17 protein-coding genes and 2 riboswitches are annotated in these 24,668 nt (G+C 52.7%); of the genes, 7 read left to right on the top strand and 10 right to left on the bottom strand.

The annotated features are described in order from the left end of the window. Positions 1-26 precede the first annotated feature (26 nt). Entirely contained in the window at positions 27-803 is a 777-nt protein-coding gene (locus tag FOA19_RS21195; RefSeq protein WP_149092834.1) for a helix-turn-helix domain-containing protein, read from the top strand. Between the two features lie 470 nt (positions 804-1,273). Here the strand turns inward: FOA19_RS21195 and FOA19_RS21190 are convergent, their stop codons facing one another. Next, the gene (locus tag FOA19_RS21190) at positions 1,274-3,016 is read right to left on the bottom strand and encodes an AMP-dependent synthetase/ligase (protein WP_149092833.1); all 1,743 of its coding nucleotides are present in this window, start codon (positions 3,014-3,016) and stop codon (positions 1,274-1,276) included. A 518-nt stretch (positions 3,017-3,534) separates the two neighbouring features. Continuing rightward, positions 3,535-3,640, top strand: a riboswitch (SAM riboswitch). 393 nt (positions 3,641-4,033) lie between these two features. Here FOA19_RS21190 and FOA19_RS21185 point away from each other — a divergent pair. Continuing rightward, positions 4,034-6,637, top strand: coding sequence for a M14 family metallopeptidase (locus FOA19_RS21185; RefSeq protein ID WP_149092832.1), 2,604 nt, complete (start codon positions 4,034-4,036; stop codon positions 6,635-6,637). A gap of 891 nt (positions 6,638-7,528) precedes the next feature. On the opposite strand, the gene FOA19_RS21180 is transcribed toward FOA19_RS21185, so the two are convergent. Both FOA19_RS21180 and FOA19_RS21175 read right to left on the bottom strand, forming a co-directional pair. Then, complete coding sequence (locus FOA19_RS21180) at positions 7,529-8,908, bottom strand: RagB/SusD family nutrient uptake outer membrane protein (protein WP_149092831.1); 1,380 nt, start codon at positions 8,906-8,908, stop codon at positions 7,529-7,531. Between the two features lie 9 nt (positions 8,909-8,917). After that, positions 8,918-11,929 carry a SusC/RagA family TonB-linked outer membrane protein gene (locus tag FOA19_RS21175; protein WP_149092830.1) on the bottom strand — a complete coding sequence of 1,004 codons (3,012 nt, stop codon included), beginning with the start codon at positions 11,927-11,929 and terminating at the stop codon, positions 8,918-8,920. Positions 11,930-12,354: 425 nt separating this feature from the next. Continuing rightward, positions 12,355-12,459: riboswitch (SAM riboswitch) on the bottom strand. Between the two features lie 705 nt (positions 12,460-13,164). On the opposite strand from FOA19_RS21175, the gene FOA19_RS21170 reads away from it, so the two are divergent. Further along, positions 13,165-13,650: a phospholipase D-like domain-containing protein gene (locus FOA19_RS21170; protein ID WP_190300505.1), complete on the top strand. Its 486-nt coding sequence runs from the start codon at positions 13,165-13,167 to the stop codon at positions 13,648-13,650. 11 nt (positions 13,651-13,661) lie between these two features. Here the strand turns inward: FOA19_RS21170 and FOA19_RS21165 are convergent, their stop codons facing one another. The 3 genes from FOA19_RS21165 to FOA19_RS23465 all read right to left on the bottom strand — a co-directional run bounded on the left by FOA19_RS21165 (position 13,662) and on the right by FOA19_RS23465 (position 14,637). Next, a complete protein-coding gene (locus tag FOA19_RS21165; protein ID WP_149092828.1) occupies positions 13,662-14,003 on the bottom strand; it encodes a hypothetical protein in 342 nt (113 codons plus the stop codon). 117 nt (positions 14,004-14,120) lie between these two features. Beyond that, the gene (locus FOA19_RS21160; RefSeq protein WP_149092827.1) at positions 14,121-14,453 is read right to left on the bottom strand and encodes a hypothetical protein; all 333 of its coding nucleotides are present in this window, start codon (positions 14,451-14,453) and stop codon (positions 14,121-14,123) included. A gap of 19 nt (positions 14,454-14,472) precedes the next feature. Beyond that, positions 14,473-14,637 (bottom strand): hypothetical protein, encoded by a 165-nt coding sequence (locus FOA19_RS23465; RefSeq protein WP_190300504.1) that lies wholly within the window; start codon positions 14,635-14,637, stop codon positions 14,473-14,475. A 380-nt stretch (positions 14,638-15,017) separates the two neighbouring features. On the opposite strand from FOA19_RS23465, the gene FOA19_RS21155 reads away from it, so the two are divergent. The 3 genes from FOA19_RS21155 to FOA19_RS21145 all read left to right on the top strand — a co-directional run bounded on the left by FOA19_RS21155 (position 15,018) and on the right by FOA19_RS21145 (position 18,103). Continuing rightward, positions 15,018-15,953 carry an isoaspartyl peptidase/L-asparaginase family protein gene (locus FOA19_RS21155; RefSeq protein ID WP_149092826.1) on the top strand — a complete coding sequence of 312 codons (936 nt, stop codon included), beginning with the start codon at positions 15,018-15,020 and terminating at the stop codon, positions 15,951-15,953. 341 nt (positions 15,954-16,294) lie between these two features. After that, positions 16,295-17,245, top strand: a complete 951-nt coding sequence (locus tag FOA19_RS21150) for an isoaspartyl peptidase/L-asparaginase family protein (protein ID WP_149092825.1) — start codon at positions 16,295-16,297, stop codon at positions 17,243-17,245. 486 nt (positions 17,246-17,731) lie between these two features. Then, positions 17,732-18,103 carry an endonuclease domain-containing protein gene (locus FOA19_RS21145; RefSeq protein ID WP_149092824.1) on the top strand — a complete coding sequence of 124 codons (372 nt, stop codon included), beginning with the start codon at positions 17,732-17,734 and terminating at the stop codon, positions 18,101-18,103. A gap of 338 nt (positions 18,104-18,441) precedes the next feature. Here the strand turns inward: FOA19_RS21145 and FOA19_RS21140 are convergent, their stop codons facing one another. The 4 genes from FOA19_RS21140 to FOA19_RS21125 all read right to left on the bottom strand — a co-directional run bounded on the left by FOA19_RS21140 (position 18,442) and on the right by FOA19_RS21125 (position 21,341). After that, a complete protein-coding gene (locus tag FOA19_RS21140; RefSeq protein ID WP_149092823.1) occupies positions 18,442-18,735 on the bottom strand; it encodes a hypothetical protein in 294 nt (97 codons plus the stop codon). A gap of 268 nt (positions 18,736-19,003) precedes the next feature. Then, a complete protein-coding gene (locus tag FOA19_RS21135; RefSeq protein WP_149092822.1) occupies positions 19,004-19,402 on the bottom strand; it encodes a hypothetical protein in 399 nt (132 codons plus the stop codon). Between the two features lie 25 nt (positions 19,403-19,427). Next, a complete protein-coding gene (locus FOA19_RS21130; protein ID WP_149092821.1) occupies positions 19,428-19,937 on the bottom strand; it encodes a GAF domain-containing protein in 510 nt (169 codons plus the stop codon). A 363-nt stretch (positions 19,938-20,300) separates the two neighbouring features. Continuing rightward, a complete protein-coding gene (locus tag FOA19_RS21125) occupies positions 20,301-21,341 on the bottom strand; it encodes a chemotaxis protein CheB (protein WP_149092820.1) in 1,041 nt (346 codons plus the stop codon). Positions 21,342-21,650: 309 nt separating this feature from the next. On the opposite strand from FOA19_RS21125, the gene FOA19_RS21120 reads away from it, so the two are divergent. After that, positions 21,651-24,632, top strand: a complete 2,982-nt coding sequence (locus FOA19_RS21120; RefSeq protein WP_190300503.1) for a CheR family methyltransferase — start codon at positions 21,651-21,653, stop codon at positions 24,630-24,632. Positions 24,633-24,668: the final 36 nt, after the last annotated feature.

The raw sequence follows: 24,668 nt of genomic DNA, 5'->3' as shown, positions 1-24,668 counted from the left end.
GCATGTTTATTTTTAAATTATTTTTTATGTCGTGCATCGGGAAGAACATTAAGAAAATCAGGACGGTCAAGAATTTGAGCCAAGCCGCCTTTGCGCAACTCTTTGATTTGGCGCGCCCTAGCGTAGGCGCGTATGAAGAAGGCAGGTCTGAACCCAAGATTGACACGCTGGTACAGATTGCCAGGCACTTTGGAGTCAGTTTGGACCTTCTGATTACCAAAGAACTTACTGTCAATGATTTATATGGGTTTGATATCTTCAAGCGGGACCTTCACCCAGATCACCTGCTCATAAAAGTAGCAGACGCTACGGAGGCTCCGGTTTACCGCACCGCTTTGGTTATGGCGGTAGAGCAAACGGCCTATTTCACCCATCGGCAGGAAAAGCAGTTTATAGACGGGCTTCCGTCCCTCATTTTGCCCGGCGAAGCACAGGTGTTACACCGCGCCTTTGAGCATACCGGCTCTGAGATGCAGTACCAGCAGCACGGCCTGCGCCACGGTGATATCCTTTACTGCTCGGCAGTAGCCGTAGACGCTTCCCAACTCAAGCCCAACGAGGTCTACGTGGTCCTGACCCAGAACAAATTGGTTACCCGCCGCTTCCAGGGCCTCACCGAGAGTAGCGCCCTCCTGCTTAAAGCCGATAATCCCGACTATGACCATCTCTCCCTCCCTGTAGCGGAAGTAACCGAGCTTTGGCACGTAGAAGGCGTATACAGCACTTACCTCAAATCACCCTCATCTTTGGAAGAAAGGCTTACCCGTTTAGAGTCTTTGGTTCGGAAGCTGACAGGTGAGTGAGTGAATAAATGAGTGAGAGATTGAGCGGATGAGAGATTGTCTGAATAGGTTAAGGATTAGGCAAGGATGTTTGGTAATGGAATAGTTAACCCATGATTTAGGACTGTTTTTGGAAAAACGTGGTTAAAACAGTCGGATCATCTTATTAAAAATAAAGCTTCAGTTTTCAAAATGTTCCCCTTTGAAGGGGGTAGGGGGATGATTACTCGTGCTGATCACACGCATTCCAATAAGTAGGGGCAATCCCTTGTGGTTGCCCTAACGAATCCTGCCAACGGCTCAATTTGAGGCTCTCGCCTCACTGAAGTTGAAAACTTCAGCCCAGTATGGGTCCAAGTTAGAAACTTGAACCAGAGAGATATAAAAAACCATTCCCCTACTCTCCCTTCTAAGGGGGACGAAATGCGTGCAAAGCTTGTCACCATATAAAGTAAAAGCGGCTCCTATTTTGGTAGAAGCCGCTTTTACTTTTATGCTTGGGTGTAGATTTCCTGGATGAAGTTCTGGTATTTCTCAAAAAGGACCTTACGTTTCAGTTTGAGAGTGGGCGTGAGTTCACCGCCGGCAACGGTCCATTCCTGGGGCAGAAGGGCAAACTTTTTGAGCTGTTCCACCGGGTTAAAGTAGTGGTTGTACGTCTTAATGGCTTCTGAGATGAGGGCGCGCACCCGCTTATCAGCAACGGCGGCCAGGTTTCCGGGATACGGCAGACCCTGGCCCGCGTACCACTCCTGTAAGGCCTGGAAAGCGGGCACAATCAGAGCACCCACAAACTTCTGCGACTCCCCTACCACCATGATCTGCTCAATCCAGGGGCTTTCTACCATTTTGTTCTCAATGGGTTGGGGCGCTACGTACTTACCTCCGCTGGTCTTGAAAAGCTCTTTCTTGCGGTCGGTGATCTTGAGAAACTTGCCGCTCACCAGGGTTCCTATGTCGCCGGTGTGGAGCCAACCGTTTTGCAGCACCTCGGCGGTGAGGTCGGGGCGCTTGTAGTAACCCATCATGATGTTAGGACCTTTGCAGAGGATTTCACCGTCCTCGGCAATCTTCACCTCCACATCCCGCAGCAGCGGACCCACAGTGCCAAACATACGGTTCTCCTCGGGATACCGGTTTCCGCTGATGATGGGCGATGCCTCGGTAAGACCATAGCCTTCCTGGATCACAATCTCGGCGGCGGTAAAGACTTTGAGCAACCGCACCTGGCAAGCCGCCGCCCCGGTGATGATGGATTTCACCTCGCCGCCCATGGCCTCGCGCCATTTACTGAACACCAGCTTGTTCGCCAGGGCCAGTTGCATTCTGTAGGTGAGGGGGAGTGGTGTATTGATCTCATACCGCTCGGCCAACCGAAGGGCCCAGTTAAACAAGGATTTTTTCACCCCGGTGAGTTCGCTTCCTTTCCGCACGATGGTCTCGTACACTTTTTCCAAAAGGCGTGGCACGGTGGTGAAAATGGTGGGTTTTACCTCGCGCAGGTTCTCGGCAATGGAGTCCATGCTCTCAGCGTAGTACACAGAAACGCTGGCGTAGATAAAGCAGTAGGTGGCCATGCGCTCAAAGGCGTGGTTCAGGGGCAGGAAGCTGATGGCTCTTTTCCCCCGGACGCCCACCTCATCTATCACCTCGGTACTGTTGAACATGTTGCTCAGGATGTTTCGGTGCGAGAGCATGACGCCTTTGGGTGTGCCGGTGGTCCCAGAGGTATAGAGAATAGTAGCCAAATCCTCTGGCCGGATGCTTTCTTTGCTCTGGGCCAGTTGTCGCTCCAGGTTTGGGGAAACCTCAAAGAGCAGTTCTTTCCAGTGAAGGGCTTCTGGCACCGGGCTGAACGTGTAGATTTTCTGCAAATCCGGCAAGTCTGCCTTTACGCTCTCCACTTTCCGGCAAAGGTTTTTCTCCCCTACAAACACCATTTTCACGGCGGCATCCTGCAGCACAAACTTCAGTTCCTCATTGTTGATGGTGGGGTAAATGGGCACGGAGATGGCCCCGATCTGCTGGATGGCCAGATCCACCATCATCCACTCGGGCCGGTTGGCGCTGATAATGGCAATCTTTTCCCGGTTTTCAGCGGTGCCGTCTCCGGAAGAGATCCCTTGCGCCAATAAACCCACGCTTAACTGGTTCACAGTATCAACTACTTCCTGGGTGGAGTACTTGCGCCAGGCACCGTTCTCTTTGGCGCTGAACATGTCTTCCAAGGGCATGTTTTTCAATTGGTAAGCCAGGCAATCAAACAATCTGGTTGGCTCTTCTGATGAGCCTTTCTTCGGAGTCAGCACGTGTTCCAGGAAGTTTTAAGGTTTAAAAAGGCACAGAACCTTTGTCGCCCAGCTTTTCGGGCCAAAAGTACTCCTTTAGTACGGCTTAAAGAAGAAAGCAGATACCCACTCTGCAGAACACCTATCTGGAATTTTCCAGGCCTGGCACTTAGCCCAAAACTCGCTTTGAAACTTCAAATGGGCTATGAATTGCATCTACCTAGCAGCCTGCATTTTCTAACCTCCTTAAAATTCTGATAAGTCCTCTCCGCTCCTCCCCATCGAGTCATCTTTATAACTTCTTGCTGATTCAAGGCTGTTTTTGGAAAAATAGCTACAAAATGCTTTTGCAGTCAATGTCCTTCAAGGGTTGTAGCTTCAGGTTTCGCCTGGTCTGTATTCCTGCAGTAAATAATGTATAAATCTTTTGCTATATACCCACCCGCTTTCTACCTTAGCCTCTGAAATTATACCGAAGAGGGGAGAGAGCAGGCTCTGAGAACCTCTAGCAACCGTTAACTGAGTTAAAAAGGTGCTAACTCCTGCCCAGCCAAATGGGAAATATAAGTTTTCAGACCATGAGTAGCAGCAACCACAGTACCCTTTCCAACACCAATCTTCTTTCATTACCTACTGCTTCAGGCTACTCCGCTGCCTGTATGCACTTTTGTTGTTGCTGTTAGCTTATTTAGATTTTCCGGGCTCCCGGGGTTCTATCCTTCTGCGCTGAGGCAGCGCTCCTTCTTTTTCTAAGTTCCTTTTTCAGTTTCACACCTTATGTACACGGCACTTGCGCAGGCAAGGGCAAAGAAACCGGCGATTGCCTGGGGTATTTCTTTGCACGCATGCCTCTCCTCTACCCTGGCGGCGCTCTATCGCTTCCTCTCTCTTTGCTGTTGGGGAAATGTCTTTTTTCGTCCTTCCGCTTTTAACCCATTTTTTAATATTCACCTTTAAAACACCATGAGATCATCGTTACATACTTACAGGGCGCTTCTGGTCCTGACTGCCTGGGTTCTGACCCTTGTTCCGGCCCTGGCGCAAAGCAGCTACTATTTCCCTAAGACGAAGAATTTTGACGCCGCTATTCCCACACCCGAGCAGTTCCTGGGCTACGGCATCGGCGAGCGCCACAGCCGCTACGAGCAATCGGTGGCTTATCTAAAAGAGCTGGACCGGTTATCGGACAAAGTGAAAGTGCAGACCATCGGGTTTACTTATGAACTGCGGCCGCAGGTGGTGGCCATCATCACCTCGCCCGAGAACCACGCGAAGTTGGAAGATATCCGGAAAGAGCACCTTCAACTCGCCGATGTTACCAAGCCGCTGCCCAACCTGACTAACGCGCCGGTGTTCGTGAACCTGGGCTACAGCGTGCACGGCAACGAGGCCTCCAGCCTGGAAGCCTCTCTGCTCACAGCCTATTACTACACCGCCAACCAGGACCCTGAAACCCAGCGTGCGTTAAAAGAAGCCGTAATTCTGCTGGACCCCGCCCACAACCCCGATGGCCGCGACCGGCATGCGAACTGGATCAACGTGCACCAGAGCGACCCTTCCGTGGCTGACCCCGCCGATTGGGAACACAACGAGGTATGGCCCGGAGGCCGCGGCAATCACTACTGGTTTGACCTGAACCGCGATTGGCTGCCCATTGCACACGTGGAAAGCAAAAACCGCCTAAAATTCTACCATGAGTGGCTGCCCAACGTGGTCATTGACTTCCACGAGATGGGCACCAATTCCACCTATTATTTTGAGCCCAGCAAGCCCTACGGCTCTGAGAACTACCTGGTGCCCCGCAGCACCTATGATAACCTGAACGTGATCATCGCCAAGTACCACGCGGCCGCGCTGGACGAGATCGGGTCGCTGTATTTCACCAAGGAGCAGTATGACAACATCTACCCTGGCTACGGCTCCACTTATCCTGATTTCCAGGGCGGGGTGGGCATCACCACCGAACAAGCCAGCTCCCGAGGAAACCGCCAGGAGAATTCTACCGGCGTGTTGACCTTTGCCTTTGGGATCAGGAACCACCTGAGCACCGGCTTAGCTACGGTGAAAGGCGCAATGGAGAACCGCGAGACCTTCCTGAAACACCAGCGCGAGTTCTACAAATCCGGCCTCGCCGATGGTCGCAAGAATCCGGTGAAAGCCTACGTGTACGGCGAGAAGCACGATGCCACCCGCCTGCGCAATTTCACCGAGTTGCTGCTGGCCCACAAAATTGAGGTGTATGAATTACCCGGCAACCAGACCATCAATGGCACCCCTTTTGAGAAAGGAAAATCCTTTGTCGTGCCAACCGAGCAACCGCAGTACCGCCTGGTGGAATCTATCTTCGCGAAGAACACCAATCTGCCCGACAGCGTCTTCTACGATGCCTCCACCTGGACCCTCGCCCTGGCGTATGGCCTGCCGCACGTGGGCGCTACTAAACCCGTGAACCGCGGGAACAAAGTAACGGCTCTGCCCACCCTTGCCGCTAATGCGCCTTCTAAAAGCAACTACGCCTACCTACTGGACTGGACCGATTACAACACCGCCGGGGCCTTGTATCAACTGCAATCACTGGGGGTAACCGCCCAAACCGCCCTGAAACCTTTCACGGCCAATACCACAGCGGGCGCCAAAGACTACCTACCCGGCGCCATCACAATTCCGGTTGCTTCCCAGAAAATCTCGTCTGACTCGCTGTACAAAGCCGTCCAGAAAGTAGTTGCGGATCGCAAAGTCAACATCGCGTCAGTGAACAGCGGTTTCAGCGCCAAAGGCATTGACCTGGGCAGCAGCAACATCCAGACCATCCGGAAACCCGAGGCCCTGATGTTGGTAGGCACTGGCGTGCAGGGTCCCGAGGCCGGGGAAGTCTGGTTCCTGCTGGATTCCCAGTTTAAAATGCCTATTACCAAAGCCGAACTGAGTTCTTTCCCGCGCCTTAGCCTGGCCCGCTACAATACCATCGTGCTGGTGAGCGGCTCCTACAACAGCCTGGACAAAAACACCGTGGACAAACTGAAGCGCTGGGTTACCGAGGGCGGCACCCTGATTACCTTCAAATCTGCCTCAGAGTGGGCCATCAAACAAGGAATAGCCAATGCGCGCCTGATCTCTCCCGCTGATACCGCCACCAAAACCACGCGCCAGGCTTACATCAATGCCCGCGAACTGGAAGGTGCCAAATCAGTCGGCGGTTCTATTTACGAGACCGACCTGGACATCACGCACCCGCTAGCCTTCGGCTACACCTCGCGTAAACTGAGCGTGTACCGCAACAGCAGCGTGTTCTTGGCCCCCAGCAAAAACTCGTATGAAACCGTAGCCCAGTACACCGCCAATCCGCTGCAGAGTGGCTACGTGTCCAAAGCCAACCTGAAGAAAATCTCCAACTCGGCTTCTCTATTAGCGCAAAACCAAGGCCAGGGCACCGTGGTCCTCTTCGCCGACAACCCTAATTTTCGCGGGAGTTGGTACGGCACCAACCGCCTGTTCTTCAACGCCCTGTTCTTCGGCAACATCATCAAAACTGTTGGAGGTATACCTGCGGCGGAAGAAGAAGAGTAATAGTGTTTTCTCCCCCTGTCATCCTGAAAGCACCTTGGCGGCAAACGGCAATAGCATTTGCTAAAGGCCTTTCTAGCTTGCCCACAAAATCCTTCCAAGATGACAGAGGGAGGTTATGATTTGCAAGACTATTTATTTGAAAGCGGCTACCCTTTGGTAGCCACTTTTTTTGTGCTGTTCTAATTGTGAAAGGCAGTATGGGTAACCCACAATAACTTCAGCAAAGACAATCAGCATGTCGGCAAAGTAGGTAAATCACCAAGTGGCATTAGGATGTTTAGAGCCTCTTTTTGGGAAAAGACAATAAAACGTACCACCACATTTATCCTCTAATTGAGAGGAAGTTAAAAGCTAGACAACAAAAATACAGCTTGTACGGCTCTTCGGGGTAGAACTCTGGAAGAGCAAACACATTCAATTTTCACTTTACTGTTGTTACAATGTTCAACCCTTCAATTACAGTAGATTCCGAAAGCAGGGAATGACCAATGTCAAGTGAATCCAAGTGATGTCTTGTAATTGGCGCTTTAAGATTGTGTTCAGCATAAAATCTACTATCCATTAGATAATGGCATTCACCTTCACCGTCCTGAAACTTAAATAGCCACTCATGCTCAGTAGTAAAACTGCATTCTATAACTTTTAATCTAATCATTATGCTTTTATTTGATCAATTTACAACCCCAATTTACTCACAACTAAAGTATCAATAAAATACACATCACTCCAAAGCCCTAATCTCTTCCAAGTCTACTACCTTAATTAAGAAATCCTATCGAATCCCGCCTGCTTCAATCCTACTTTCTCAAAAACAGCCCCAAAACAGCAGGTAAAAAAGAAAGGAGTACCGCCCTGCGGTACTCCTTATCAAAAGCATAGAAAGAATGACAATTAATACCCGGGGTTCTGGTCTTCCGGTCCTAAGTCTGGGTCTGCGACGATGTCGGCGTTGGGGATGGGGTACAGGAACTTGTTGGGGTTGGTGATGCCTAGGACGGCTTGGGCGCGGCCGGTACGGATGAGGTCAAACCAGCGGTGACCTTCAAAGGCGAGCTCCAGTTTGCGTTCCTGCTCAATGGCCAGCAACAAGCCAGGGGCATCCAGTAAGGTCAGTTTCTCTACCCGGGCTCTCTCCCGGATGGCGTTCACATCGGATAGGGCGCCTACCAGGTCTAGGGCTGCTTTCTTTACGCGGGCTTCGGCGCGGATGAGGTACTGCTCGGAGATTCTCAGCAGGAATGCGGGGTCATCGCTGGTACCGTTGCGGAAGTACTTTTTGCCGTAGACAATGGTGCCGGAAGTCCCGATGAGGATGCTGCGGGCGCCGCCCACGGCTGGGTTGCGCAACTCGCTGGTGATGGCTTGGCCAGGAATCCACTCCAGGCGACCGCCACTGGAACTGGGCAGCCAGTAAGAGGCGTGGCTGTTGCCGTTGGCGGTGGTGTAGGCCAGTTCCAGGATGCTTTCGGGGGTGAGCAGGCCTTGGATGGTTTGCTCGTACGGGTACACCAACTGGGCTTTCTTCGCATCAATCACCTTGGTGGCGAAGTTCTCGGCCTCAGTCCAGTTTTCCTGGTAGAGGTAGAAACGGGCTTTCAGGGCCCAGACGGCCAGCAAGGAGGCACGGGCGGGTGTGGTATAGGAAGAACCTACGGCACCCTTCTCCACCTCGGTGAAAAGCTGCTCGGCCTGGTTTAAATCAGAAAGTACCTGGGCGTAGGTTTCGGCTTTGGTGGAGCGGCCGATGCCTTGCCCGTCCAGTTTGGACTCGGTGGGCGTGAGAACCATTTGGGCACCGCCCCAGGCGCGGGCGATGTCAAAGTACGCGAGACCGCGCAGAAAATGAGCCTCGGCCAGAATGCTTCTCCGGAGGTTATCAGTTAGGGTAGGATCCTGGATGGCCGGCACATCTGCGATGAGGTTGTTGGACAGGTTGATCACGCGGTAAATCTGGCGCCAAGTGCTCAGGATAGAGCTGTTCTCAGACTGAATGCCGTTGCGGTCGAACTGCCTGTAAAAGTCAAAGGACCCGATGGACTCCGCCTCGTCTGAGGAGAGGTACGACAAAGCCGGGTAATCCAAGCCATAGTAGTTGTTGCTTTGAAGCTCGCTGTAGGTACCCAGCAAGGCAGCCTGGGCGCCGCGGGCATCTACTAAAGCGGTGGAAGACAAGACTTCGGTGGCGGGGTCCGGCTCCAGCAAATCGCAACTGGAGAACAAAACGGCGGCGGCTAAGACAAAGGTTTTATAGGAAGTAAGAATCGTTTTCATGGCTGTTTTTTAGAAAGTAACATTGGCACCTATCTGGAAACTTCTGGGCTGCGGCACCACGGCGTGGTCAATGCCCAGCACGTTCTGGTTGTTCGCGGCTACGTTTACCTCGGGGTCAAGGCCGCTGTAGTTGGTGAGCGTCCAGAGGTTGGTAGCCAGGGCGTACAGGCGCAGGTTGGAGATTTTGAAGCGGTTCACTAACTCCGTAGGCACATTGTAGCCCAAGGTGATGGAGCGCAGGCGCAGGAAAGAACCGTCTTCCAGGTAGCGGCTGCTGGGCAGCGTGTAGTTGTTGCCTCGTTTGGTCAGGCGCGGCACATCGGTGATGTCGCCGGGCTTCTGCCATCTATTCAGCTGGTTCGGGAAGAAGGTGATACCACTCTGGGTACCGCCGTGCTCCATGAAAAAGCGGTTCAGGTTGATGATGTCGTTTCCGGACTGAAAATACAAAAGGGCCCCTACATCGAACCGTTTGAAGCGCACGGTGTTGTTCAAGCTTCCAAAGAAATCCGGTGCGCCGTTGCCCAGAATCTTGCGGTCGGCAGTAGTGATGGTGCCGTTCTTGTCAACGTCATCGTACACGGCATCGCCGGTCTGCGGGTCTACATACAGTTGGTCATACACCCAGAAAGCGAAGAGCGAATTTCCTTCTTCCATGCGCACCCAGTCACGGGAGTGGGCGGTGATAGGCGTAGGAAGTTTCTCAATGCGGTTTTTGTTCCTGGCGATGTTGAAATCAGTGGACCACTGGAAATCATCTTTCTGGATGTTCACGGAGGAAATGCTCAGCTCCACCCCTTTGTTGCTCACCTCGCCCAGGTTCTCATACACGCTGGAATAGCCCAGTTTGGAAGGCACCGGCACCTGAATGAGCAAGTCTTTGGTGTATTTGCTGTAGTAATTGGCCTCCACTTTGATGCGGTTCTGCAGGAACGCCAAGTCCAGTCCCACGTTCCACTGGCGGGTGGTTTCCCAGGTTAAATCTGGGTTGCCCAGCTGGCTGGGGCTGATGCCGGGGTTGTTCTGGTAATTTCTACCGGCTCTCCACAAACTCTGCGAAGGGAAATCACTGATACCATTCTGGTTACCGGACAACCCGATGTTGGCGCGCAGCTTTATCTGGTCAAACGGCAGGCTTTTCGCGAACGCCTCTTCTGAGATAATCCAGGCTGCCCCTACTGATGGGAAGTAACCCCATTTGTTACCGGCGGCAAACTTAGAGGAACCATCGGCGCGCAGGCTACCATCCAGGCTGTACTTGTCTCTGAACGTGTAACTCGCCCGCCCGAAGAAAGACACCAACCCGTTCTGGCTCGAAGAAGTGCTCCCCGTCTGGATGGACGAAGAAGCGATTTCCTGGAAATTATCGCTTGGGAATTTCTGGCCCGAGAGGGTCAGGAAATTGTATTTGGTGCTTTGGAGGGTATTTCCCAAAACCAGGTTCAAACGGTGGTCATCGCCTAACGCTTTGTTATAGGTCAAAACCTGCTCGTTGATGAGCGTCACCAGACTGGATTGCGTGTTGCTGCCGTTCCCGGCCGGAAGGCCTACGCTGATTTGGGTGTTGTTATAGACTTTGTCAATGTAGCTGTTGTAGTCCAGGCTCCAGCTAGATTTGAACGACAGGCCCGGCAGAATCTCGTACTCGGCGTACAGGTTACCGATGAGGCGGTTGCTGTGCCCCTGCATGTTCAGGTTCTCAATAAGGGCTAGGTGGTTATCAAAGATGCTGTGGCGGGCGTAGCTGCCGTCTTCGTTGAACACGGGCAAGAACGTCTGCACGTACAGAGAGGAGTTAATCACGCCTTGGGCGCTATTGTCATTGCGGCTCACGTTGCGGTGGCTGTACGCGCCCGAGGCACTGATGCCCACCGTCAGCTTCTCGCTCAGGTTATGGTCAAAGTTAAACCGCCCGCTGAAACGCTCGAACAAAGCCGGTTTCACAATCCCTTCCTGCGAGAAATAGCTGCCGCCAATAAAGTACCGGCTTTTGTCTGACCCACCCGAGGCCGACAGGTCATAGCTCTGGGTTTTGGCGGTCTGGAACACATCCGGAATGCGGGAGTACGTGGTCTGCTCCTCGGGTAACCCACGTCCTCCTTCGGCTTTCGGACGGAACGGACGGGAAGCGAAAGCACCGCCATCGTTCAGGAAAGCTTCGTTGATGAGTTCGGCTTCCTGCTGGGCGTTCACGGTTTCATAGAGCTTAGGTGCCTTGGCCCAACCGAAGTAGGTCTGGAAACTGATTTTAGAACCCGCGTTCAACTTGCCGCGCTTGGTGGTAATCAGCACCACCCCGTTGGCTCCTCTTGACCCGTAAATGGCTGTGGCGTTGGCATCTTTCAGTACCTGAATACTCTCAATATCCGCGGGGTTCAAATCGGCCAGCGGGTTGAACGTCTGTCCACCCAAGCCCAGGTTGCTCAGTGACTGGTTGTTGATGAACACGCCGTCAATCACGTACAACGGCGAGTTACTGGCGTTGATGGAAGTGGCCCCGCGCACGCTCACGCTGATACCGCCCCCCGGTGCGCCACTGGCCGAGGAAATCTGCACCCCGGCGGCTTTCCCCTGAATCAGTTGGTCTGGAGAAGTAACCGGCAAACCCCTCAGGTCTTCCACGTTCACCGTACTCACCGAGCTGGAAACCGCCTTTTGTGACTGCGTTCCGTAGCCCACCACCACAATTTCCTCCAGGCTTTTGGTGTCTTCTTTCAGGGTCACGTTTACGGTGCTTCCGTTCACCACCGCCTCTACCGGCGTATACCCAATACTGGAAAACACCAGTGTCTGACCGGCTTTGGCCGGAATGGAATAACGCCCCTCGGCGTTGGTGAAGGTGCCGCTGGTGGTGCCCTTCAGCACCACGCTCACGCCCGCCAGAGCCTCGGTTCCTTTAGTATTGGTCACTAAGCCCGTCACCTGTTGGCCTTGGGCAAAGGCAGCATGGGCCAGCAATATGGCTAATAATACCCCCAGACTTACTAGACTTTTCAGAGTACTACTTGTATTCGTTTGCATTTTTATAAAATTATAAAGACAAGACAATTCCTACCCGGCATCAGGACGACACCGGCATTTTAAAAATAGAAAGGTTGCTATCGGATTAGTGCAACGAAACAGTGTTTAACAACAACACATTCGGGCGCAGAGGGGCATGGCGCTCACAGGAAGAGCAGCGGTTGAAAACTGGAAGGATACTCCCGCAGGAGCACCGTTCTCCATAGAAGAGAAGGGTAAAGAATAGCTCATATACATTTGAGTTTGAAAAAACAGGAGGACATCAGCGCGCCTCACCGCAGGGTGAACAAGGCTATGCCAATAAAGAAAGAGGTGGCGCTAGGACTTAACAGCAACAACAAGCCTGCATTCGCAGGATCTGCCGGGAAGCAGGATGGCTGTAAGTGGTCAAGCGAGGGTGCAAAATCTGTGGTTGCATGGTCAATTATTTATAGTTCCCAAAAATTGGGCAGGTGTTAGCACCTTTTCGGCCGGGCCGAAGGTTGCTAGAGGGTCCCGGAGCCTGCTCTCTCGCCTCTTCTTTATAAATCTCCAATAAAGATGCCCTAAAGGTAAGGGCACAACTTTTACAAAAACAACCTTTTTGCAGAAAATAATTTTTCCAAGTTTTAAGATTACTTCCTTGAAATTCAAATAATACAATGTAATCAAAATGAATCATGAGTTCTGCTGCTAAAAATTCAAATCCGCTTTTTGCAAAGTTTTTCCGGTGCCAAGGTTTTAGGTGGCAAGATTTTAACCAAAAGTAGAACCCAATCTGGTTTGAGCTTCTTTTCAACAAAAGAGATGAAAAACGCCATGGTTTCTCTTGATCTCCGTGTTGATTGTTCTTGCTGGGTTAGTGGCCAAGGTACGTTTATAGGTTCTGCTTAGCAGGTGTTTGTTGGTTCTTTGCCTGGCTTGTCATCCCCCTACCCCTTCAAAGGGGGACAGAATGCGTGCTATCTTAGGGAAGAAAGCACCTCAAGTCGTAAGGCCTTTGAGTTATGGCTAGAAGAAACTAGGAGGTTATAGGGAGGCTTGTAATTTCAGATAGTCCTGCATTACGGGAATTAGTCAGGCAACAAATGCAAGGATGACTGACTTTATAGGATCAGTAAATTTGATTTCTGTTTAGTGGCCATTTTGGAAAAACAGTTGGGAAACGGCCTTACTTAGGAGGTATAGGCGATTGGCCTTAACTGAGTATGCGGTTAGTTTGTATCTTACGCCTCAGAACCCTTAATTTTTCCCCTGTGAAATCTGTCCTTTCTTTGTTCAAGAGTGCCCCCAAAGTAAAAAATGCCACTTATTTCAGCCCTGGTGAAGATTGTTTGAAGGCTATTCTGGCCTTCATTGGATCGGCTACAACATCGCTTAAAATCTGCGTGTTCACCATTTCAGATGACCGTATCACCAACGCCATTCTGGCGGCTCACCGCAAGGGGATAGACATTCAACTGCTCACCGACAATGAAAAGCTTTTTGACAAGGGCTCAGACATCAGGCAGCTGTCACAAGCAGGCATAAGCACCAAGATAGACAACACCCCTAACCACATGCACCACAAGTTCGCTATCATGGACCATGCGCATGTGCTCACCGGCTCCTACAACTGGACCCGAAGCGCCGCCTTGTACAACCATGAGAACATTCTGGTGACGTCAGATGCCCACGTGGTGGCAGATTACTCTAAGGAATTCAACCGCCTGTGGAAGGAGATGGATCCCTTCCGGTCATAGGCAAACCGAGGTCAGTTATTGGCTTGTTTTGGAAGAATGGGCTGAATCTGGTGAAGCTTCATGCGCACCAGAAATTCCCCAAACTGGGCGTTGCCGTAGGTAGAGCAATTGTCTATGATAATGCCCTTGAGGCCGTTTCTTGCCTGCACTGCGTAAAGAACCGCCACGCTTCGGGCGCCGCCGTAGTGCTGAAACCGGTGGCAAGCCTCCACCTGCATTTCTTCCGGGGCGAAGGCCTGCCGGGTTTCCGGGCAAAGCCACCCCTCCGGGCAGTATTGAAACGTATGGATATATCCTTGCTGGTTCAGATAGGCCAGCCCCTCTTTCATATCGGTAAATTCTTCCAGCCTCATTCTGTTTCTACTCTCCTTGCTTTCTGTTTTTTTGAAGCGTTTGCAAACTTCAAACCTTGCCGTGTAGACTAACCTTCCCAATGAAAAGGTAAGACGCGGAAACCTTTTCTTTAGCGCTTATTCTGATGAAGGGGCTTCCCCAAGATCTGGTATCACGTGAAAGAACGGCTCCACCTGCAAAAGCCGCAGAATATGTTGCTGCTTCTGGCTTAGGTTCAGCAGGGCAATGTCTACCTCGTAGACCTTCAACAAGAGCAATTGGTTCACAAAATGGCAGAAACCCAAGGTTTTAATGCATTCCAGACTGGCGCAGTCCACCAAAATGCTTAGGTGGCCGCCGTGCCGGGTACGCTGCAACTGGTGCGCTAACTGCTGGTCAGATGCATCCAGGTCATTCTGCAACAGAATAACCAAGTTATCGCCTCTCTCCTCTGTGATGATCTTTTGCATGGCTCTGGGTTCTCCTTGATTATTTCTGCGTAGTGGCGGTAGCCGTATGGTGATCTTTTCCTGCCTGCTCACCTGCGGCAAAATGGTTCCCGGTATGACTAACCCAATCCCACTGGCGCAGCCACTTCTTGGCTTTCTCGGGTAGCCTAAGCCAGGTTTTGCCGTATTTGGGATGTAAGGTCATCTGCTATACTTTGGATGGTTTTTCCATGGGGCACTTCTAAAAATACCCTGCGGCCGTCATTTATTAGATCTCTTAATAGTACTATGCATACGTTCTTCCCCTCCTGGAAAGTGCCGGAACAAACACTGGAAATCTGATGATAAAACACTGAATTTTCTCAATCAAGGCGGTTTTGTGTTTGGTTGCCAAGCTGCAAGAACCAGCTGAAACCCCTCTTCCGTTTAGCGCCTGAAATCAGAAAAAGTACCCAAAACCGCGCTTCCGTAAATCCCCGGCTTTCTTTCAGTACTTATCTAACCAACCGCATTCTGTAGGCGCCGTACATTTAAACAACGGGGATAGAACCACGCGCATACCCTACAACCAAAGACACTACCGTTATGAAGAAGAACTTCGTCATTGCCATCCATGGAGGAGCCGAGAACCAAAGCCGCGAGGAATTAGGAGAGGCCAAAGAGGCAGCCTACCGGCATGGACTGGACAACGCCCTCATGGCCGGTTGGCACATCCTGGAAATGGGCGGCAGCGCCATTGATGCCGTGGAAGCCGCCGTGAAAAGCATGGAAAACAACCAACTTTTTAATGCCGGTCGCGGCGGCAGCCTGGCCAAAGACGAAAGCATAGAATTTGATGCCTCCATCATGGACGGAAAAAACATGCAGGCTGGGGCCGTGTCTGGGGTGAAACACGTGAAGCACCCCATTACCCTGGCCAAAACCATCATGCAGCGCTCCCCGCACGTATTTCTCACCAGCATTGGGGCCGAGAACTTTGCCCGGGAGCAGGATCTGGAGATGAAAAGCGAGGAGTATTTCAAAACCGAGGAAAAAATAAAGTCTCTGAAGAAGGCCAAAAAGAAGGAAAAGGATGAGCTCCTGAAAGACACCGTGGGCGCCGTGGCCCTGGACATGGACGGCAACCTGGCCGCGGCTACCTCTACCGGAGGCCTGGAAAACCAGTACCCGGGCCGAGTGGGTGACTCGCCCATCATCGGTTCCGGCACCTACGCCAACAACGAGGTAGTAGCCGTCTCCTGCACCGGCGATGGCGAAGGCATCATGCGCGCCAACGTGGCCCATGAAGTGTACGCCCTCATGAAATACAAAAACCTGTCATTGAAGGAGGCCTCCCAGGAAGCCATGACCGTATACAAAGACCGCATTGAGGGCGACCGCAACTTCATCGCCTTAGACCCAGAGGGAAACGTGGAATTCAGCTTTGAGACGGCTCTTATGTTCCGGGCCTGCAAAAAGAACAATGACCCCACCTACCTGGCCATCTGGCGAGATGACACCGGCGAGTGGGATACAGAATAAGCCTTCTCCGTCTTCAAACTTCGTCTAAGGTAGGAGAGACAAATAAAATCAACCATAAAATGCGAAAAGCGTTTCGGGCCTGTTTTGCATAAAGCAGGCCTGAAACGCTTTTTACTTAGGCCATCATCCTGGTGTTTGGCTTCAACAGGCAAATGCTGATTCTATTTCTAATTGAATTTTGTTTTCAAGCCGATTTTCAGGAAATGGCCTGAAAACAGCACCTTATCTTCATCGGGGGTTTACATTCTTCCCACACCTTCCTCAGGATTGAACATCATGGGCTGGAAAGCGGCGGCAAAGCTGTAACTTGCCCATCTGATTTCATAAATCAAACACCTGAAATGTCTCAATCTTCACCCTCTACCTCTGCTCCGGCCCTTGTTGTGCACGGCGGCTGCGGCAACGTCTACCCAGAACCCTTGCCTGTCCCACGCAGAACTGCCTACGAGGCCAAATTGCGCGAGGCGGCGCAGGCCGGTTACCAGGCCTTGCTGGAAGGCAAAAGCAGTGTGGAGGCCGTAGAAACCAGCATCAGGATTCTGGAGGATTCTCCTTTATTCAACGCCGCGCATGGGGCGGTTTTCTCTAATGACGAGACCGTAGAATTGGACGCCTCCATCATGGACGGTGCTGCGTTTCTAGCGGGTGCGGTGGCCGGGGTGCGCACCATCAAGAACCCCATCTCCGCGGCCCGCAAGGTCATGGAAGCCTCGGCCCACGTGATGATGGTGGGCTCCGGCGCCGAGGCGTTTGCCGCCACCGTGGGCCTGGAGCTGGTGCCTCCCTCCTATTTTGAGTTGGAAGAGCGCCGCACCCAGATACAACAAGTGAAAGCCGCCGAGGCCCAAGGTCAGCCGCAACCCTCCACTAAACTGGGCACCGTGGGTGCCGTGGCTTTGGACCTGGATGGCCGACTGGCGGCGGGCACCTCCACCGGCGGCATGCTCAACAAACGTTTCGGGCGGGTGGGCGATTCCCCTATCATTGGCGCGGGCACCTACGCGAACCACGTCTGCGCAGTCTCAGGCACAGGTCACGGCGAGTTTTTCATGCGCCACACCGTTGCCCATGACATTGCGGCTCTCATGGAATATAAAGGCCTCACCGTGGAACAGGCAGTACAGGAGGTCATTCACCAGAAAGTAGCCAAAGCCGGCGGAGAAGGCGGTGTCATCGCACTGGATGCCCAGGGAAACACCGGCATCACCTTCAGCACCCAAGGCATGTTCTGGGCCAGCGTTGACATTAACGGAACAGTGCAGGTCCACGTGGACAACGTGGTGGTGGAGTAAGCCCTTGAAAATTCGGCGGAGGTGGTACTAAGCAGAAAGCTGGTAGATGGGGATTCATCCGTTGGTAAAATACCAATGACAGCCTGTTTCCTATGGCATCATGCTTGTCTTTCAAGCAACCAACGTGTCTTAGGAATTCCCCTCCTGGGAGGGGTTGGGGTGGGTTTACATTTGCTGTACTCTGCTGTTTTCCGAAGGGAAGTGCGGTCAAGTAGTAAGGAGCGGCCGGAGGTGCTATACTTTTAAAAACATGGGTTGTTGGGGGAGCAGTCTTTACCCACCCCTACCCCTCCCAGGAGGGGAATCTCTGGTAATTTTATTTGAATGGTGAACAGACTTGTTATGCGGGTGGTGAATAGACTTGGCTTTTACTATTTGTAAGTAGTTGGCTTGCAGGGGCAAACAACAACTCAAAAGCTTTGACTTGCCGATTGGTAGTGAACTATTCCCCTCCTGGGAGGGGTTGGGGTGGGTAAACGGTGGCCTATGCGACGTACCATCATTCCCTACAAACCGTACTTGAAGGAGTTGGCCAAAAAGCTCCGCAAGAACAGTACTCTTGCTGAGGTGCTCCTCTGGGATGAATTGAAAAACAGAAAGATGCAGGGCCTTGATTTTGACCGACAGAAACCCCTGGATACCTTCATCGTGGACTTCTATTGCAAAGAAGTACGTCTCGCCATTGAGGTAGACGGTGACAGCCACGACTATGCTTTTGAAGAGGATGTGGCCCGGCAGCGGAGACTGGAGGACCTGGGGGTGCGTTTCCTGCGCTTTTCAGACAGAGAGGTAAAGCAGGACATGCAGAACGTGCTGCGTACGATTGAGATCTGGGTAGAGGAGAACCGGCGGCAGTAGGGACCCACCCCTACCCCTCCAAGGAGGGGATTTTTGCTTTTGGGTAGGTGCTTTGGCTACTGCGTAATAATGAGTTGTTGGTGTGGGAAAAGGTGGGATTGTTGGCCGAGTACAGATGCTTCCTTCCCAACCTGAAACAGGTGAGCCAGGGGTTGAACCTACAAAAATCCAGTACAAGAAATTAAATCAACCTCAGAAAAACGAACCATACTAACCATCGGTCTGGCTGCTATGGTGACTTAAACGCTTGAAAATACGAACTCCCGTTTAGGGCTTGTTTATATATAAACGGGCCTTAAACGGGAGTTTGGTTTTGTTTTGGGTTGGTGATAGGGGTATTAGGCTCGGTTTCTGGGCCGGGGGTTTGACGCAGAATAAATGTAAAAGGGCAATGTGGGGTTGAGGGCCTCATCTACGCCTGTTTTGGTGATGTAATACACCGGCTCGGCGATACCTTTGGTGCTGGTGAGGTACCCGTGGCTTTCCAGGGCTTTGCAGCAGGCCTCCACTTGCTCCAGAGGCAGATCGGTGGCCTGGCTCATTTTGGTGGGCGTTACCGGCAAGTGAACCGGTGACGGGTCTCCTTTTACTAAACTAAATACGGTTTTCAGAATTTTTTCTTCCACTCTCATACCTTCTCCTTTCCTGATTATGCTCACTTATAACGGGTATTTCACCAGCAGGTTGTAGTAATACGCATATTTAAATAGAGTAAATACGGTATTTATCAGAAACCAGGTATAAACAAGCAATCTAGTTCACAGGATAAGGAAGAGGACTACCCGGTTTAGGCTTTCTGGGGTTTTAAAGAAAAAGGGGCTGAAAGCCCCAATTCATTTCAACTATTGATGAAAAAGATAACAGGCCCGCACCTGGTTTAAGCACCTTGGCCGTCTGAGGCTACACGGCACAGAGCCATTCCTCGGCGGCCTTTTTACCCTGGAAAGTAGTGACCAGAATGCCTTTGATCCCGAAATCAATGGTCTTATCTACAGACAGCCTGGCGTAAATATCTGGGGAGTAGACATGGGCGATAAACCGGCAGCCGGCTTTTTCCATTCTGGGAACCCAGTTCAGCGCTACCCACTCCGCCGCGTCTGACCACATGCCCGCTACCTGGGTGTTGTCGTTCAGCAGTTTAACGCAGCGGTACGCGGTCATGAACTGCAGGATCTTTTCGCAACCATCGTGCACGGTTTCCTCGGTCTGCTCGCCTTTCCAGTCGGCGGTGAGGGTGTCGTTGATCACGTCGTATTGGATGGTGAGGTGGGGGTCTTGCGCCAGTAGTTTCCCGTCCATGACTGCGTTCTTTAGTTGTTAGTGTTTAGGTGGTGCCCCGCTCAATGTTATCCATGACCACCGAGGCAAGGTTCTCCAGCACCCGCTTCTCAGCTTCTGAGAATTCCCGGGGCTCGGTGTCTATAAGGCAGAGCGCCCCTATGTTGAACCCATCGCTGGTGGTGAGGGGAGCGGCCGCGTAGAAACGCAACCCCATGCCGCCGGTCACCATGGGGTTGGCCAAAAGGCAGGGTTCTGACAGTGCGTTCTCAAACACGGTGGCTTCTTGCCGAAGCACGGCCAGCGAGCAGAGGCTGGTGCCTCTGGGCACGGCCTCAGTAACGTCTAAGCCCGCGTTGCTTTTGGTGTGCACGTACTCGCCTTCTACCAGGTTCACCAGGGCAATGGGCACGTTGAACATGCGGGCGGCCATGCTGGCGATGTGCTTGAAGGGCCCTTCCTCGCGGTGGGTATCTAAAAGATTAAGGCTGCGCAACTTGGCCAGCCGCTCGTCTTCATTGTCTGGGATGATCGGTATCCCTAAGGTATTCTCCATGATAGATGGTAAGGGAAAAGAAAAGCTTTTGTGTTGCCCTGTCGTTCAGGGGTACCTTGCGCTTTCTTCTGTTCAGTAAGGTAGGCGAACAAAGGTAGGGCGGGTTTTCGGTTTACCGGGCATACATTAACCGCGGGGTCAGGTTCATTCTTCAACTCAGGGTACCGGCGGGGGCAAACCCGCGGCAACCTTTTGCAGCTCAGCTCTCTACCGCCAACCCAGCGTGGTAGTTACTTTTGTGAAACCTGCCGTTCTGTGAAGCCATCGGTTATCCAATCCCTAGTGCCCTGCCAGGATAGAACAACAAAAAGGGAGAAGTGTTTTAGGCCCGTTTAGTGAAAAAAAGGCCTAAAACCCTTGGCATCAGCTGGCTTCTTTCTCGTCAGAATCAAATTGGTTCTTGGCGTTGGCGTTGGCCATGAGCAGGTGGCGGATGCGGGCAATGTGGACCTTCAGCTCGTTGGCGCGCTCTTGCTGCGACTCTGACCAATGGTTGTGGCCTTTGCGCCGGTCTTGGTCGGCCATGGCGCTGAGCATGGTGCGGCGTTCCTCCAGCATGCGCAGGGCAATCCAGAGGGTTTCTTCAATAGACTCTACGTTGGCGTTGAGATAGGCCTCGGGGGTAAAGGCGTGGCCGGCGTGGCACCGGAAATGCTTTACGTGCCCCTGGTTCAACTCCCAAAGCGCCCCGCCGCAGGACGGGCAGGAATACGGAGAGCGCGGCCCCATGAGCTCTGTGTCTTCAATCTCCCCGGTGTCCAGCATCAGGCGCTCGGCAATGGAGGCCTCATAAGTGATGTCCTCGGGAATATCGGCCTCTGAAGAGGCCGGCACAAACACCAGTTCCTGCAAAAGCTCGCCCATCTCAGAGACCGGCACCACGTAGTCTACCTCAATCTCGGTTAAAACACTCTGGGGCATGTCTGGGTACTCGGCGTCCTCGGGTTTCTGCACCAGCGTGATGCCGCCGCTGCGCTTGATCATCTCCATGCCCACAGTGCCGTCTTGCAGCATGCCGGTGAGCACAATGCCAATGACCCGGGGGCCGTAGGCGGCGGCGGCAGACCGGAACAACGGGTCAATGGCGGGCCTGAACAGGTTCTCCCGCGGGCCTTTGGTGATAAGGATTCTGCCTTTCTGCAGCAGCATGTGGTTGTCTTGGGGCACAAAGTACACTTTTCCCTGCTCAATGGTCTGTTCATGCTGGCCTACCAGACATGTAAGCTTGGAAATCTTGTTCAGGCGCTCTACCAGCACCCCAGAATTAGAGTCTCTGGCCAGGTGCTGCACAATGAAAATAGAAGCCGGCAGGTCTGGGGGCAGTTGTTGCAGCAGTTCACAAAGCACGGCCATGCCTCCGGCCGATGTACCTATTACAATAATATCGTGGTGCGGAAGTGTCATACAAAAGGGGGTTAGTCTTGTACCATTTAGTACGGCCACGGCCGGAAAACAGCCAAAAGCCAGCTGAATATAGTATTTCACCTATCTTATAGGAACATTACGGATTGGAGCGCTACGTATTAATGCGGTATCTTAAGAAGAAGGAATGGCACCTACCCGGTTTATGCCATAATAATTGTACCTTGGAAGATGGAGGAGGTGCCAGGTTTTACGGACCTGGCGGGCGTCTGGAAAATATCATATCGCTGGTTTTGGAAAGATAATGCCCGCCCAGGAACGTGGCGGCCCTCCTTATTACGTACACACTTTATGGACAGCACAGAAACAGAAAACCCCGCCGCCGCCAACACCCATGAGCCAGAAGCGCCCAAGCTCCAGGTGATAAAAGGGATTGTGACGCCGCCTAAACCCGCCCCTGAGTTCCAGGTAGTGGGCCTGGGAGGCTCGGCGGGTTCTTTGGAGGGGTATGAGACCTTCTTCCAGCATTTACCCACCGGCACCAACATGGCCTACGTGGTGGTCCCGCACCTGGACCCTACCCAGAAAGGCATGATGACCGACATCATCAAGCGCTATACCACTTTGCCCGTGCTGCAGATTGAAGACGGCATGCAAGTAGAGCCAGAGCACGTGTACGTGGTGCCCTCCAACAAAGAGACCTCCCTGGAGAGGGGGATTTTCAGACTGCACGAGCCGGACCTGCCCAACGGCCAGCGCATGCCCATTGATTTCTTTTTCCAGAGCCTGGCCGTGAACCGCCGCGAGCACGCCATCGGGGCTATACTCTCGGGCATGGGGGCAGACGGTACGCTGGGCGTGAAGATGATCATGGAGAATTTTGGCATGGTCATGGTGCAGGACCCCAACACCGCCCGCTTTGACGCCATGCCGCGCAACGCCATCAAGACCGAGTTTGTAGACTACGTGCTGCCAGTAGAGGAAATGCCCAACAAACTGGTGTCTTACGCCCACATGCCTTCCATCAAAACCAAGAACATGGTGGAGGCGCACAAGTCTACCCAAATGCTGCAGAAGGTTTTCACCCTCATTCGGCACAAAACGGGGCATGACTTCTCGCTGTACAAACGCAACACCATTTTCCGGCGCATTGAGCGCCGCATGAACAGCCACCAAATCATCCAGTTTTCTGAGTACGTGCGGTTTCTGCAGGAAAACCCGCTGGAAGTAGAGCACCTTTTCAAGGAACTGCTCATTGGCGTGACCAAGTTTTTCAGGGATGCCGAGGCCTTCGCTCTTCTGCAGGAGAAATACCTGCCAGAGTTGCTCAAGCAGAAAAAAGAGGGCGACTACCTACGGGTGTGGGTGGCAGCCTGCTCTACCGGCGAAGAAGCGTATTCCATAGCCATTCTGCTGCAGGAAACCCTGGAGAAACTGGACATGCACCTGAAAATACAGATCTTTGCCACCGACATTGACCCCGAGGCCATTGCCCGCGCCCGTGCGGCTACCTACCTGGAGAACATCTCCGCCGATGTCTCACCGGCGCGTTTAAAGCGCTTTTTCACCAAATCAGAGAATAACTACATCGTGAAGAAAGAGCTGCGCGAGATGGTGGTGTTTGCCGTGCACAACATCAACCGTGACGCGCCCTTCACCAAGCTAGACCTGCTCACCTGCCGCAACATGCTCATTTACCTGTCTGCTGAGCTGCAGAAAAAGCTGTTCCCGGTTTTCCATTACTCGCTCAACCCCAACGGACTGCTGTTCCTGGGTTCCTCAGAGACCCTTTCCGGCTTCCCAGATATGTTCACCACGCTTGATACCAAATGGAAGATCTCCCGCCGCGAGGAAGCCGCTTTGCCCCTGGCGCGCCTGGTAGAGTTTCCGTTTACCTTTAACGCCGTAGAAACCGTGAAACCGAACCCAGAACCACAAGCATCTGTGAAGAGAGAGTCTAGCATGGGCCGCGTGGTACAACGCCTCATGCTCAACCACTTTGCCCCGCCTACCCTGATCATTAACCCCAACGGCGAGATTTTCTACGTGCACGGGCGCACGGGCAAGTACCTGGAGCCGGCGCAGGGCCAGGCCACGCTCAACATCTTTGACATGGCCCGCGAGGGACTCACCTTTGAGCTGAACAACCTGGTGAACCGGGCAGCGGTGCTGAAGGAGCAGGTAAGGGCCGAGAACATCCAGATCAAGACCGACCACGGCACCCAATTTGTACGCATCACGGTCACGCCTTTAGAGGAGCCAGACCAGTTGCGGGGCATGCTCATGGTGGTGCTGGAAGACATGCCCAAGCCCAAACCGCGCAAAAACCGCAAAGAGACCTCAGAAGAAGCCTCGCGCAAAGACGCCCGCATTGCAGAACTGGAGAAAGAGCTGGTGTACACCAAGCAGCGCCTGCAGAACACCATTGAAGAGATGAACTCCTCGCTGGAAGAGCTCAAGTCTACCAATGAGGAGCTGCAGAGCGCCAATGAAGAACTGCAGAGCACCAATGAAGAGTCAATGACCAACAAAGAGGAGATGCAGTCGCTCAACGAGGAGCTCATGACCATCAACCTCCAGTACCAGACTAAGACCGAGGAGCTGGTGAATTCCAACAATGACATGAAGAACCTGTTGGACAGCACCGAGATTGCCACCATCTTCCTGGACAACGAACTCCGCATCAAGAACTTCACCCCGCAGGTCACCCAGATCTTCAACCTCATCAGGGCCGATGTGGGCCGCTCCATCACGCACATTGCCTCTAACCTCAAATACCAGCACATTGCCGAGGATGTGCGCGAGGTGCTGGACCGGCTCCGGAGCAAAGAAGTGCACCTGCAAACCATGGATGGGCAGCACTGGTATTCCATGCGCGTGCTGCCTTACCGTACGGCAGACAATTTCATTGACGGCGCGGTGGTCACCTTCACCAACATCACCAGCTACAAACAACTAGAGGCCAGCGTAACGGCCACCAGCCTGTACGCGGCCAACATCATTGACCTCATTCAGCAGCCCCTGGTGGTGCTGGACGGTCAACTGCGGGTAGAAAGCGCCAGCAACGCCTTCGCCCAGACGTTCCAGCTTATTCCAGAGCAGCTCAAAGGCCAGTGGCTCTACCACCTGGGCAACGGCCAATGGGACATTCCAGAGCTGAAGCGGCTTATGAGTCAGTTGATTAATACCGGCACCGAACTGCAAAACGTGGAACTGGAACACGAGTTCTCCGTATTGGGCTACCGCAGAATGGTCTTGAATACCCGGCGGGTAGAACAAACAGAAAACAAGCCGTTCAAAATCTTGCTGGCCCTGGAGGTCTTTGAGAATTAGCGTATTGCCCAATTGGTCCCCTACCCCTGACCCAGA

The sequence above is a fragment of the Rufibacter hautae genome (assembly GCF_008271695.1).
Lineage (GTDB): Bacteria > Bacteroidota > Bacteroidia > Cytophagales > Hymenobacteraceae > Nibribacter > Nibribacter hautae.
Note: the sequence above shows the minus strand (reverse complement) of the source record. Positions and strands in the feature narration are given on the sequence as shown.

Excerpts from the sequence above, each read along its gene's own strand:
- FOA19_RS21195 (WP_149092834.1), top strand. The coding sequence starts at position 27 with ATGTCGTGCATCGGGAAGAACATTAAGAAAATCAGGACGGTCAAGAAT.
- FOA19_RS21190 (WP_149092833.1), bottom strand. The coding sequence starts at position 3,016 with ATGCCCTTGGAAGACATGTTCAGCGCCAAAGAGAACGGTGCCTGGCGC.
- FOA19_RS21185 (WP_149092832.1), top strand. The coding sequence starts at position 4,034 with ATGAGATCATCGTTACATACTTACAGGGCGCTTCTGGTCCTGACTGCC.
- FOA19_RS21180 (WP_149092831.1), bottom strand. The coding sequence starts at position 8,908 with ATGAAAACGATTCTTACTTCCTATAAAACCTTTGTCTTAGCCGCCGCC.
- FOA19_RS21175 (WP_149092830.1), bottom strand. The coding sequence starts at position 11,929 with ATGCAAACGAATACAAGTAGTACTCTGAAAAGTCTAGTAAGTCTGGGG.
- FOA19_RS21165 (WP_149092828.1), bottom strand. The coding sequence starts at position 14,003 with ATGAGGCTGGAAGAATTTACCGATATGAAAGAGGGGCTGGCCTATCTG.
- FOA19_RS21160 (WP_149092827.1), bottom strand. The coding sequence starts at position 14,453 with ATGCAAAAGATCATCACAGAGGAGAGAGGCGATAACTTGGTTATTCTG.
- FOA19_RS23465 (WP_190300504.1), bottom strand. The coding sequence starts at position 14,637 with ATGACCTTACATCCCAAATACGGCAAAACCTGGCTTAGGCTACCCGAG.
- FOA19_RS21155 (WP_149092826.1), top strand. The coding sequence starts at position 15,018 with ATGAAGAAGAACTTCGTCATTGCCATCCATGGAGGAGCCGAGAACCAA.
- FOA19_RS21150 (WP_149092825.1), top strand. The coding sequence starts at position 16,295 with ATGTCTCAATCTTCACCCTCTACCTCTGCTCCGGCCCTTGTTGTGCAC.
- FOA19_RS21145 (WP_149092824.1), top strand. The coding sequence starts at position 17,732 with ATGCGACGTACCATCATTCCCTACAAACCGTACTTGAAGGAGTTGGCC.
- FOA19_RS21140 (WP_149092823.1), bottom strand. The coding sequence starts at position 18,735 with ATGAGAGTGGAAGAAAAAATTCTGAAAACCGTATTTAGTTTAGTAAAA.
- FOA19_RS21135 (WP_149092822.1), bottom strand. The coding sequence starts at position 19,402 with ATGGACGGGAAACTACTGGCGCAAGACCCCCACCTCACCATCCAATAC.
- FOA19_RS21130 (WP_149092821.1), bottom strand. The coding sequence starts at position 19,937 with ATGGAGAATACCTTAGGGATACCGATCATCCCAGACAATGAAGACGAG.
- FOA19_RS21125 (WP_149092820.1), bottom strand. The coding sequence starts at position 21,341 with ATGACACTTCCGCACCACGATATTATTGTAATAGGTACATCGGCCGGA.
- FOA19_RS21120 (WP_190300503.1), top strand. The coding sequence starts at position 21,651 with ATGGACAGCACAGAAACAGAAAACCCCGCCGCCGCCAACACCCATGAG.